Here is an 11,256-nt window from a genome sequence, read left to right as displayed (position 1 = left end):
GGCAAACGGCTTGCCAAATCCGCTTTTTGGTCTTGCTTGTAGAAAAATTCCGCGTCCGACAAACGTGCGCGTAAAACACGTCCATTACCGTGAATAATGTGTGAAGAATCAGCCGTTTGCAAATTGGATACCAGTAAAAATTGGTTCATCAATTTGCCGTTTTTATCCAAAAGCGGGAAATATTTTTGATTTTGCTGCATGGTCAAAATCAGGCATTCTTGTGGCACCGCCAAGAATTTTTCATCAAAACTGGCTTGTAAAACAACGGGATATTCCACCAAAGCGGTTACTTCGTCCAACAGACTTTCATCGGCGGCAACGGTGGCGTTCAGGCTGCCTGCGATTTTGTCCAATTCAGATTTGATGTGGTTTTTGCGTTCGGCAAATTGGGCGATGACTTTGCCTTGTTCGGCTAATTGTGTTGCATAATCATCGGCTTGGGCAAACACGATTGCGCCTTGCGACAAGAAACGGTGTCCCAAAGTTTGATTGCTGCTGTCCAAGCCCAGCACGTTAATCGGCACAATTTGGTTGCCATGCAAAGCCATCAAGCCGTGAACAGGACGCACAAAGGTGTGGGTGCTGCTGCCCCAACGCATGACTTTGGGAATGGGCAATTTTTTCACGGCTGCCTGAACGATGTCGCCCAGTAAAACGGCAAGTGTTTGACCTGATTGGGTAAATTCATGCGCGTACACATCTTGTTTGCCGTCATTGATGATTTTCAGGCTGCCGATTTCCACGCCACACGAACGCGCAAAGCCTTCCAAAGCCTTGCTTGGCACACCGTCTTTCATGCCCACCGCCACCGACACGCCTTTTTTGACGATTTGCTGGTCGGCTTGCACCGCTTTCACATTTTGCACGGCTACCGCCAAACGGCGTGGCGATGCGTAGGCAGTGAATTTCGTTTCGCCGTCAATCAGTTGCGCTTTTTCCAAGCCTTCGGCAATGGCGGCGGCGAAGTGGTTGCCCAAATTGTTCAGGGCTTTGGGGGGGAGTTCTTCGGTAAGTAATTCAATTAAAAGGGTTTGGGACATTGTTTTCTTTCGTTTTATTAAAATCAATCAATTAAAGTTTTTCAGACTGACTGAAATAACATTCAGATTATCAAATCCAAAAATTCCATTTGTTGTGGCGGATTTTTCAGCTTTTCAATTTTAAATTTGCCGCATTGTGAAACAGGCGTTTTGCTGTAAACCTTCAACGTTTCAGGCTGGCTGGCATGCCATTCCACATAAGATTGTGGCTCAATCGGGCAAGTTGGCGTATTTTTCACAACCGTACCTGATACTTCGTGTAAATCGCGGCTTGCTAAATCCAAATACCATGTTCCATCTTTTAAATCAAACAAATTAAAAGATAAAGTATCGCCATAATCATTGCCCGTCCACATATCTGGAAAATCGCCCGTGAAACCCGTACGGAAAATACGACTTTTTTCAGGCAGCCTGAAACTTAATTCGCCATTTTTGCTTTGAAATTCATTGCCTTCTGCCAACACGCACATATCAAACACAAATTCGGGCGAAGGCTGCTCGGCAGAAACGTTTGGCACTTTGTCCATAGGGTAAGGTTTCAGGATTTCGGGGCGTTTCCAATGCACTTCGTCTTTACAGATAAAGCCGTTGATTTTACTTGGTTTTGCTAATTCGGTATCCAAATACCAACCCCAATGAATTTGGGTTTGACGCTCTTTTTCAGGCAGCGTTTTGCACAGGTCAAAATCAAAATTGTGCCGTTCAAAACAATGCGAACTGTCCAAACGGCGATGGATGGACTTCAACGGCAAACCCTGCCACATCACCGCTTGTGGAAATTCGGCTGTTTCAAAATATTCGGGTTTAACTGCTTCTTCGCCAACGCTGTGTTTGCTCAACAATCCCAATTTTGTGCCTGCGGGCATGGTGATGCCTGCCAAAGTGGTTTCTTGCTGCAAGGTTGGGAATTGTTTCGCCATTTCACGTTCGTATTCGGCTTGCCATTGGCGTTCGCGTTCTGCACGCGCTTGTTCGGCAGACACTTCGGCAAATGCCAAATGTGGCAACAACATCATCATCAAAATCGGCAAATATTTCATGATTTTCAACCTTTTGGCATTTTCAGGCTGCCTGAAAATCCGTTAATCAATACTGAGTAAACCGTGCTGTTCAAAGACTTGGCTCATTTCCTGAATCAGTTCATCAAAATCTTTGCCACTTTGATAAACACCTGATTCCGCGCTCACTTTGCCAAAATCCACATCGGTTTGACGCACATCATGCAACCATTGTTGGCGCAGTTTTTCGGCATTCGGGTCATTTAATTTAGGCAAAGCAGACAATGACTGAATCAAGCCATTGGCAAAATACCAATATATTGCAAACAACTCATCTTTTTGACTGTGATTGCGAATGACGGTTTGGCGCGATGCTGGCAAATGGCGGATTTTTTGGGTTACAAAATGTTCAATTGCAGCATCATTCAAATTCTCCAAATGGTCACGCCCCAATACCGATATTACTGCCTGATTGAGTTTTGCCATATCATTTTGTGGTAATACGGCTTTTTTCGAAAAATCAATCTCATAGCCACATTTATGACGCAAACACAACATTTCAGCATGACTGCGTAGCTCGGATGGTTTGGTGCAATCGCATGATGGGGGGGAAGCATAAGCATGAGAGAAAGCAAATGCAAAAAATCCATTCAATAAAATGAAGGTTAAATGCTGTTTTTTCTTCATTATGTCATCTATTTGATGATTTTCAGGCAGTCTGAAAAACACAACTTACTGTTTCAACAAAGGAAAACCCAAAGCCTCGCGGCTTGCCACAAATTTCTGCGCCACAATGCGGCTCAAAGTGCGAATGCGACCGATGTAAGTGGCACGTTCGGTTACGGAAATCGCGCCGCGTGCGTCTAGCAGGTTAAAGGTGTGTCCTGCTTTCAACACCAATTCATAGGCTGGCAAAGCCAATTGTGCATCTTCTTGTTCCAAAAGGCGTTTGGCTTGCGCTTCGTAATCGTTGAATTGGCGCAACAGCCATTCTGCGTCTGAATATTCAAAATTGTAGGTGGATTGCTCCACTTCGTTTTGATGGTACACATCGCCATAAGTCAAATTCGTGCCTTGTGGCGTTTTTGTCCACACCAAATCATACACATTTTCAACGCCTTGCAAATACATCGCCAAGCGTTCAATGCCGTAAGTAATCTCGCCCAACACAGGCGCACAATCAATGCCGCCCACTTGTTGAAAATAAGTAAACTGGGTTACTTCCATGCCATTGAGCCACACTTCCCAGCCCAACCCCCACGCACCTAAAGTCGGGTTTTCCCAGTCATCTTCCACAAAGCGAATGTCGTGAACGGTCGGGTCTATGCCCAATTCTTTCAGGCTGCCCAAATACAAATCTTGAATATTGTCGGGCGCGGGTTTCAACGCCACTTGGAATTGATAATAATGCTGCAAACGGTTGGGGTTGTCGCCATAACGACCGTCTTTTGGGCGGCGGCTGGGTTGAACATACGCCACATTCCAAGGCTCGGGTCCCAACGCGCGTAAACAAGTGGACGGGTGCGAAGTGCCTGCGCCCACTTCCATGTCAAAGGGTTGAATAATCGCGCAGCCTTGTGCCGCCCAATAAGTTTGTAATTTGAAAATGATTTCTTGAAAAGTCAGCATGATGTTTTCTTTGTAAAAAGTCTGGATAAAAGAAGGAACAAAAAGGCGTTTCAGGCTGCCTGAAAAGCGATAAACCGCGCCATTTTACTGGATTTTCAGGCTGCCTGAATATTTTTGTCGTGTTCTGTGGCTGCCTGAAAACATTGGGTAAATCTTTAAGAACTCGGGTTCTTAAAGTTTGGAGACGAAATCAATTTGGATTAGATGATTCATTTTGAGTTAGGGCATTTTGTAATTCGGTAAATGAACAGGTTGCTGTTCCCAGCTTGGCAACAACCACACCTGCTGCAGCATTGGCGATGTGCATGGCATCGGATAAAGGGTAGCCTGCTGCCAAACATAAACCCATGCTGGCAATGACGGTATCGCCTGCGCCTGAAACATCATAAACTTCTTGTGCACGAGTGGATTGATGCACTACATTGTGTTTTTGATACAGACTCATGCCTTCTTCGCTGCGTGTCAGCAATAGGGCTTCTAAACCCAGTTGTTCACGCAAATTTTGGGCTTTTTCGGTTAAATTTGCTTCATCTGACCATGCACCAATGGCTTCTTTTAATTCGGAACGGTTGGGCGTGAGCAGGGTTGCGCCAGCGTATTTGGTGTAGTCCGAACCTTTGGGGTCAATCAAAACAGGTTTGTTTGCCTTGCGCGCGCTGGCAATCATGGCGGCGACTTCATTCAATACGCCTTTGCCGTAGTCGGACAGAATAACAACATCGTATTGTGAGACCAATTCATTGTAACGTGTTTGAAGGGTTTTCAGGCAGCCTGTATCGGGTGCTTCTTCAAAATCCAAACGAATCAGTTGTTGATGACGTGCCAAAACGCGCAGTTTGAGTGTGGTAGGTGTGTTGCCACGTTGTAGGTGGTTGGCAATACCGTCTTGTTGCAATAAATGGGTAAGGGTATCGGCGGCTTCATCGTTGCCTACTACTGACAGTAGCGCGACTTGTCCACCCAAAGCGGCAATATTGCGAGCCACATTTGCTGCACCACCAGCGCGATGCTCGGTTTTGCCAATTTTGGCAATGGGAACAGGTGCTTCGGGTGAAATGCGGTTCACATCGCCAAACCAGTAACGGTCTAGCATCACATCGCCTACCACCAATACTTTGGCTGCCTGAAAACGGTTTAATTGAGGTGTGAAGTGGTACATGGTTTTATTCTTTACTGATAAAGCGTTTATTGATGCGGATGTGTCCTTGTTCGTCAATTTGCAGCCAGTCGGCATAAATGCTGCGAATCAATTCGCGATTGTCGGCATAACCGTAGTCGCGACTGTCCCATAAATTGTCCAATGCTTTGGCGACTTGGTTTGATGTTGCCCAACCTTCTTTGTTTGCCAGTTGTTCAACCACTTGTTGTATTTGTGGTATCAATTTGGCAAAGGGGATTTTGTTTTGACGTGTCTTGACCGTTTCAAGGCTATGGGTTTCGTTTGGGAAAACAGGAGTTGGTTTGGTTTCCAATGTGGCATTTTTGGGTTTTCTGCCACGTTTTTTTGGGGTGTTTTCGGGCGAGATAGGGCTGCCTGAAACGGTTGTGTGATTTTCGGTTTGTGTGGGTGCTGCCACAATTTCGGCGGCATTTTTGGGTTTTCTGCCACGTTTTTTAGGGGTGTTTTCGGGTGGTATAGGGCTGCCTGAAACGGTTGTGTGGTTTTCGGTTTGTGTGGGTGCTGCCACAATTTCGGCGGCATTTTTGGGTTTTCTGCCACGTTTTTTAGGGGTGTTTTCGGGTGGTATAGGGCTGCCTGAAACGGTTGTGTGGTTTTCGGTTTGTGTGGGTGCTGCCACAATTTCAGCGGCATTTTTGGGCTTTCTACCGCGTTTTTTAGGGGTGTTAAGGTTGGCGACAGGGCTACTTGAAACAAGGGAAGTGGGTTTTTCTTGTGCCACAATGGTGTCAGGCGTTTCGGTTTTGTTGTTTGGGGTTTTGCGATAACGGATTTGCAGTTGATTGTTGTCGCTGCGGTATTCAAATAAATCCAAAGATTTGATTAATTCAGAAAGTTTGCTAAAGCCATATAAGCGGGCATCAAAATCAGGACTGACTTTGCTGATGTAGTTGCCGATAGACGCCAAATTTGCCCAGCCTAAATCATCGGCATTTTCTTTAACGGCGCGTTTGATGAGTTGAGTTAATTTGCTGGTATCTAGGCTGCCTGAAATGGTTTCAGGCATGGGACGATGGGTTTGGGGATTTTTGATGGTTTGTGGTTTTTCAGGACGGAAAATTTCAATGTAAGTGAATTTGTCGCAGGCTTGACGGAAAGATTCTGGGGTTTTTTTCTCGCCAAAACCATAGACTTCTAAACCGCTTTCGCGTATGCGGCTTGCTAAACGTGTGAAATCGGAATCGCTGGATACCAAGCAAAAGCCGTCAAAATTGCCGCTGTACAGCAAGTCCATGGCATCTATGACCAATGCCATATCGGTGGCGTTTTTACCTTTGGTGTAGGCAAATTGTTGTACGGGTATGATGGCGTGTGGCAAAAGTGCGGCTTTCCATTTGGATAAGCCATGACTCCAGTCGCCATAAATGCGTTTGACACTGGCGATGCCGTATTTGGCAATTTCTTCTAATAGGCGGTCTATGATGTCGGCTGGGGCGTTGTCGGCATCGATGAGTACGGCGAGTTTTTTGTTGCTGTTGGTCATGTTTGGGTTTGCTCAATCTGGGTTTTTAGGCAGCCTATGAAGAAGGCTGCCTGAATGGGTTTAGGAATAACGCACGTTTTCGGCTGCATCAATTTTGATGATGCCTTCTGCTTGCAGTTTAATCACAAGGGCTTGTGTTTGTTGTAGGTTATTGTGAATGTGGTTGCTCAATAGGCGCACCAAATCTGTTTTCTTTTTGGGACGATTTTTTTTGAGCATACGCAGGGCGGCAATCAGTTCTTGGTCGTCTTCGCGGTTGTCGGATAATAGGGTAAAGACGGTGTCGCGAGGGTATTGCCCCAATGTTTCGTGAATGATTTTGGCTTCACCTTCATCGTGAGTGGTTTCGGCGATTGGCGTGGTTGTTTCAGGCAGCATGGGGTCTGTGGCTGCTTGAATGGGTTGTGCTGTTTCTTCAATGATGTTTTGTTCATTGAGTATGTTTTCTAAAAAAGGGGTTTTGAGAAAACGGCGCACATTCTTGCTAACCTTGTGGCTTAATAAGATGTGTGCGTGGGGGTGTTGTTGCGCCAATTCTGTGATGAGTGGGGGTAATTTTTTGCGGGGCGACACAATGGCGATGTGTGCATTGGGGTGAATGTGCAAAATGTCTGCGGTTGCCTGAATGATGCTTTTGGCGGCTTTTTTTTCAGGCAGCACATAGACGCTGTGTGGTTCTTCGGGTGAGATTAAGTGTTTGGCTTGTTTGAGTTTTACCATTAAACCTACACGTGCATGTTGATAAGGAATGCGTTTGTTGGCAACATGAATTTTGGCTAAATCCAATAAGAGATAGGGGGACATCATGTTCTCCTTGTGTTGTTTGGTATGGCACTTGAAAAGGCTTCAAGAATGGGTTGTAGTAGGGGGTATTTGGTTTTCAGGGCGGCTTTATTGACGATAAGTCGGCTGGAAATGTCGTTAATGTGTTCTACGGCTTCTAAATTATTGGCTTTGAGTGTGCTGCCTGTAGAGACCAAATCCACAATGGCATCACTTAATCCGACCAAAGGTGCCAGCTCCATTGAGCCGTATAGTTTGATGATATCCACATGCACGCCTTTGGCGGCGAAGTGTTGTGCGGCAATGTTGGGATATTTGGTGGCAACGCGCAAGCGACGACCTGCTTGACTGGCAGTAGCGTAGTCAAAGCCTTTCTTTACCGCAACCATCATGCGACATTGGGCTATGTTTAAATCCAAGGGTTGATATAAGCCGTCACCACCGTGCTCAATTAACACATCGCGTCCTGCAATGCCAAAATCAGCCGCGCCGTATTGCACATAGGTTGGCACATCGCTGGCACGAACAATCACCAAACGGATGTTGTTGTGATTGGTGTCAATAATGAGTTTGCGTGAGGCTTCTGGGTCTTCGGTTGGTGTGATGCCTGCGGCTGCCAAAAGGGGGAGGGTTTCTTCAAAAATGCGCCCTTTGGATAGGGCGATGGTTAAGGTATTTTGCATGGTGTTTTTTCGGATTGTGGTTGCTTGAAAGGTTTTCAGGCAGCCTAAAAAATGAGGTTATTCTGCCAACAGTTGTTTTAAATCTTCTGCCAATTGCAGTGCTTCAATGCCATAGGGTGCGAAGTAAGCAGCGTTACCATTTTTGTCCAATAAATACGCGCCTGCGCTGTGGTCCACATTATACAGCTTATCGGATTGGACTTCGGTTTTATGGGCAACGATTTGGTAAAGTTGTTTGGCGTGTGCCAATGCCTGTCCGCCTTGTGTGTCAGTTAAACCGATAAAATCGGGACTGAATTGTTGGACATAACGGTTGATTAAGTCGGGCGTGTCGCGTTCGGGATCCACGCTGACAAACACCACTTTCACTTTATCGGCTTGTTTGCCCAAGTGTTTCAAGGCTTCGCTGTACACAAACAATTCGGTGGGACACACATCAGGGCAGTTGGTAAAGCCGAATGCCAAAATCACGACATTGCCTTTTAGGTTGCTTATGGAAAAGGGTTTGCCTTGCTTGTCAGTTAGTGTGAAATCACCCCCCATTTTATCTTGACGAATGTCGGTACTTTTAACAATATGATTATGATGGTGTGCAACGGTGCTGGCTGCTTGAACGCATGAAGCCGAAAGCGTGTTGGAAGTGGTGTTTTGTGGTGCGGAGTTGGGTTGTGGGTTGCAAGCAGTCAAGAAGAGTAAGCTGATGCCCAATGGGGTTAAGGTTGTGTGCATTTTGTGATGTTCCAAATTAAGATACTGATGCAGTAAAGTTTCAGGCTGCCTGAAAATGTGGGTAAGTTGTTTGTGCTTTGTGCATCACAATTTTTTGTGTATGGTAAAGCAGCATTACTCGGGTAATTCGGCTGAACCCATGCGCCGCAAAATGATGTTGGTTTTGTGGCGTAAACCTTTGTCTTGTGGGTGATCGGCGTAGTAGAGTGGTTTGGGTACACGCGCTGCCAACTGTGCAGCTTGGGTGCGGTTTAATTGGGCGGCTGTTTTTTTGTAAAAACGTTGTGCAGCGGCTTCTGCGCCATATACGCCGTAGTCCCATTCAATGACATTTAAATAGAGTGCGTAAATACGGTCTTTATCGGTGGATGACTCTAGCATGGCGGTAAACAGCGCTTCTTGTATTTTGCGTATGTAACTGCGATTTTCATTTAAAAACAGATTTTTGGCAAGTTGTTGGCTGATGGTTGAGCCACCTGCACGGACTTTTCCGCTGCGTTCATTGCGTTGTATCGCATGGCGTATGCCGTTCCAATCAAAGCCTTGATGCTCGGCAAAATGGGCATCTTCTGATGCGATTAAGGCTTTTTTGAGATTATCGGAAATGTGGTGATACGCTGTCCAACGGTAATCCAGTTGAACATTGGGGCGACTTTGTGCCAATTCATTCATGCGCATATTCATGAATGCTGTTCGGTGAGGGGGTAAAGTGCGATAGGCAATGATGTTGCCATAAGCGTACACATTGAACAAGATTAAGGCAATTAAAGGCGATAACAATGCATATTTCAGGATTTTCACGCCGTCATCTCCGTGCGAATGGCTGCGATGACGGGCGCGGTTTGGGGCATGAAGCCACGCCATTGAAAATAGGAAGCGGCAGCTTGTCCAACCAGCATACCCAAGCCATCGGCCGTTTGTGTTGCACCGTTTTGTTGGGCAAAATTCATGAAAGTTGTGGTTTGATTGGCATAAAACATATCATAAGCCAGTAGGCTGCCTGAAAACACAGAGGCAGGAATATCGGGTATGGCGTTGTTCAGGCTGCCTGATGTGGCGTTGATGATGATGTTGTAGTTGCCTGAAAGTTGCTTAAAGGGCAGGGCGTGCACATCAAATGATTTTGCCAATTCTATGGCTTTTTCATGGGTGCGGTTGGCGATGGTTATGGAGGCGACTTGTTGCGTCAGCAAAGGCAGTACCACGCCACGCGTTGCGCCACCTGCACCCAAAATCAAAATATGTTTGTCGCGTAAATTGATGTTGAGATTGTCGCGCAAATCTTGGATTAAACCTGCACCATCGGTGTTGTCGCCAAACAGACTGCCATCTTCTTGTGGTACAAAGGTATTTACTGCACCCGCAGCCTGTGCGCGTTCGCTGTGGCAGTCGGCAAAATCATAGGCAAAGCTTTTAAATGGTAAAGTGATGTTTGCGCCCTGTCCGCCATTTTGAAAAAACGCTTTGACAGCTGCCTGAAACGATGCCACATCATTTTCAGCAAAGCTGCGCGTGTATTCAATTTGAATGCCTTCTTGTGCGGCAAAATGCTGATGAATTTGAGGCGATTTGCTGTGGGAAATGGGGTTGCCGAAAACGGTGTAAAGTGGCGTGTTCATCTGTGTTTATCCGTATTGCTTACGTTGTGTATTTTAGCTTTAATTGTGTGTAAAAGCCAACAGATGTACCGTATTCAAAAATGCGTTTTAGGCTGCCTGAAAATCATCAGTAATTTATGGTTTGACCACTTGACCATTGATGCTGACGGATTTGAGGGTTAAATTGTATTTGTTGTCGCCATCATGATAACTGATGATGGCAGGTACGCCACCCAAAGCAGGGGCAAAAGCGTACAACACGGTGTCATCGCCACGTTTAACTGTAAACTGGTTGATGTTGGTTTTGCCACCGCCTACTTTGGCAACTTTGCTGCCTGCCGATTGTATGCCACCAACAGGGTACAGCTTTTTGCCGTTGGTGATTTTGTTGATGCCACTTGGCAACTTGCCTTCTTCAAATGCCAGTTGCCAAGATAGGGTAAACAAATCCATGACGCGACCCGATACCGTTTCAGTTCTCACGCTGTTGTGGCGACCGTAAGTAACTTGGTTGCCTGAAAATTGTGCCGAAGCATAGGTTTTGCCATTGCGGGTGTCTTTGTAATGGCTGGGGTAGAGTTGTGTACCCACGATTTTGCCGCTACTTTCAAAACGAATGGTGTAAAACGGCACATTGATATTGGCGACAATCGTGTAATTGTCGTTATGGCGTTTAAAACTCATGGTAGCAGGAATGCCGTAGCTGCCGCTGTATTGTAAAGTGGCGGAATCAGGGATTTCGGCTGCCTGAACGGGCAAAGATAAGGTTGCAAACAGGGTGGCGGTAAGGAGTGTATGTTTCATAAATGGGCTTTCACAGTATTTAGAGAAAAGGCGATGATACTGGATTTTGTGTTAAAAACCGTTGCAAAATGTGATTTTGTGCTTGAAATTAAGACATTTTTTGCTTTTGTGGCGTGTTTGGGTTAAAGTGTCCACTTTGAGACAATAACAATAAATTAAAGGAAAAATTGTGAACAAAAACAAGAAAAAAAACACATCATTAAGAGAAAAAGACCCTTATTTACAACGTGAAAAACAAAAATACGACCACCCCCTTCCCAGCCGTGAATGGGTTATTGAGCTGTTGGAACAAGCGGGTGTGCCGCAAAAAATCCCTGCTTTGGCAGATA

12 protein-coding genes and 1 pseudogene are annotated in these 11,256 nt (G+C 45.7%); all 13 read right to left on the bottom strand.

What is annotated here, in order from left to right; translation table 11 throughout:
- Nucleotides 1–1,040 (bottom strand): glycine--tRNA ligase subunit beta (gene glyS, locus Q4B82_RS08550; RefSeq protein WP_303066036.1); only part of this gene is annotated, 1,040 nt, incomplete at its 3' end.
- Between the two features lie 62 nt (nucleotides 1,041–1,102).
- On the bottom strand, nucleotides 1,103–2,080 hold the full coding sequence (locus Q4B82_RS08545) for a hypothetical protein (protein ID WP_303066035.1): 978 nt from the start codon (nucleotides 2,078–2,080) through the stop codon (nucleotides 1,103–1,105).
- Nucleotides 2,081–2,122: 42 nt separating this feature from the next.
- Nucleotides 2,123–2,725 (bottom strand): hypothetical protein, encoded by a 603-nt coding sequence (locus Q4B82_RS08540; RefSeq protein ID WP_303066034.1) that lies wholly within the window; start codon nucleotides 2,723–2,725, stop codon nucleotides 2,123–2,125.
- A 45-nt stretch (nucleotides 2,726–2,770) separates the two neighbouring features.
- Nucleotides 2,771–3,667 (bottom strand): glycine--tRNA ligase subunit alpha, encoded by an 897-nt coding sequence (glyQ, locus tag Q4B82_RS08535; protein ID WP_303066032.1) that lies wholly within the window; start codon nucleotides 3,665–3,667, stop codon nucleotides 2,771–2,773.
- Nucleotides 3,668–3,857: 190 nt separating this feature from the next.
- On the bottom strand, nucleotides 3,858–4,826 hold the full coding sequence (gene rfaE1, locus Q4B82_RS08530) for a D-glycero-beta-D-manno-heptose-7-phosphate kinase (protein ID WP_303066031.1): 969 nt from the start codon (nucleotides 4,824–4,826) through the stop codon (nucleotides 3,858–3,860).
- Nucleotides 4,827–4,830: 4 nt separating this feature from the next.
- Nucleotides 4,831–5,028 carry a hypothetical protein gene (locus Q4B82_RS09540; RefSeq protein ID WP_368501354.1) on the bottom strand — a complete coding sequence of 66 codons (198 nt, stop codon included), beginning with the start codon at nucleotides 5,026–5,028 and terminating at the stop codon, nucleotides 4,831–4,833.
- 573 nt (nucleotides 5,029–5,601) lie between these two features.
- Nucleotides 5,602–6,330, bottom strand: a pseudogene (locus tag Q4B82_RS08525) (NYN domain-containing protein); the annotation flags it as partial.
- A gap of 60 nt (nucleotides 6,331–6,390) precedes the next feature.
- On the bottom strand, nucleotides 6,391–7,134 hold the full coding sequence (locus Q4B82_RS08520) for a hypothetical protein (RefSeq protein ID WP_303066030.1): 744 nt from the start codon (nucleotides 7,132–7,134) through the stop codon (nucleotides 6,391–6,393).
- Entirely contained in the window at nucleotides 7,134–7,796 is a 663-nt protein-coding gene (hisG, locus tag Q4B82_RS08515) for an ATP phosphoribosyltransferase (protein ID WP_303066029.1), read from the bottom strand. The genes Q4B82_RS08520 and hisG overlap by 1 nt, the downstream gene beginning before the upstream one ends.
- Before the next feature lie 57 nt (nucleotides 7,797–7,853).
- Nucleotides 7,854–8,525, bottom strand: coding sequence for an SCO family protein (locus Q4B82_RS08510; protein ID WP_303066028.1), 672 nt, complete (start codon nucleotides 8,523–8,525; stop codon nucleotides 7,854–7,856).
- A gap of 114 nt (nucleotides 8,526–8,639) precedes the next feature.
- On the bottom strand, nucleotides 8,640–9,326 hold the full coding sequence (gene mtgA, locus Q4B82_RS08505; protein WP_303066027.1) for a monofunctional biosynthetic peptidoglycan transglycosylase: 687 nt from the start codon (nucleotides 9,324–9,326) through the stop codon (nucleotides 8,640–8,642).
- Entirely contained in the window at nucleotides 9,323–10,144 is an 822-nt protein-coding gene (gene aroE / locus Q4B82_RS08500; protein ID WP_303066026.1) for a shikimate dehydrogenase, read from the bottom strand. Before aroE ends, mtgA begins: the two co-directional genes overlap by 4 nt.
- A gap of 114 nt (nucleotides 10,145–10,258) precedes the next feature.
- Nucleotides 10,259–10,927 (bottom strand): DUF3108 domain-containing protein, encoded by a 669-nt coding sequence (locus Q4B82_RS08495; RefSeq protein WP_303066025.1) that lies wholly within the window; start codon nucleotides 10,925–10,927, stop codon nucleotides 10,259–10,261.
- Nucleotides 10,928–11,256 lie beyond the last annotated feature (329 nt).

It is taken from the genome of Alysiella sp., assembly GCF_030525755.1.
Lineage (GTDB): Bacteria > Pseudomonadota > Gammaproteobacteria > Burkholderiales > Neisseriaceae > Simonsiella.
Note: the sequence above shows the minus strand (reverse complement) of the source record. Positions and strands in the feature narration are given on the sequence as shown.

Excerpts from the sequence above, each read along its gene's own strand:
- Q4B82_RS08545 (WP_303066035.1), bottom strand. The coding sequence starts at position 2,080 with ATGAAATATTTGCCGATTTTGATGATGATGTTGTTGCCACATTTGGCA.
- Q4B82_RS08540 (WP_303066034.1), bottom strand. The coding sequence starts at position 2,725 with ATGAAGAAAAAACAGCATTTAACCTTCATTTTATTGAATGGATTTTTT.
- glyQ (WP_303066032.1), bottom strand. The coding sequence starts at position 3,667 with ATGCTGACTTTTCAAGAAATCATTTTCAAATTACAAACTTATTGGGCG.
- rfaE1 (WP_303066031.1), bottom strand. The coding sequence starts at position 4,826 with ATGTACCACTTCACACCTCAATTAAACCGTTTTCAGGCAGCCAAAGTA.
- Q4B82_RS08520 (WP_303066030.1), bottom strand. The coding sequence starts at position 7,134 with ATGTCCCCCTATCTCTTATTGGATTTAGCCAAAATTCATGTTGCCAAC.
- hisG (WP_303066029.1), bottom strand. The coding sequence starts at position 7,796 with ATGCAAAATACCTTAACCATCGCCCTATCCAAAGGGCGCATTTTTGAA.
- Q4B82_RS08510 (WP_303066028.1), bottom strand. The coding sequence starts at position 8,525 with ATGCACACAACCTTAACCCCATTGGGCATCAGCTTACTCTTCTTGACT.
- aroE (WP_303066026.1), bottom strand. The coding sequence starts at position 10,144 with ATGAACACGCCACTTTACACCGTTTTCGGCAACCCCATTTCCCACAGC.
- Q4B82_RS08495 (WP_303066025.1), bottom strand. The coding sequence starts at position 10,927 with ATGAAACATACACTCCTTACCGCCACCCTGTTTGCAACCTTATCTTTG.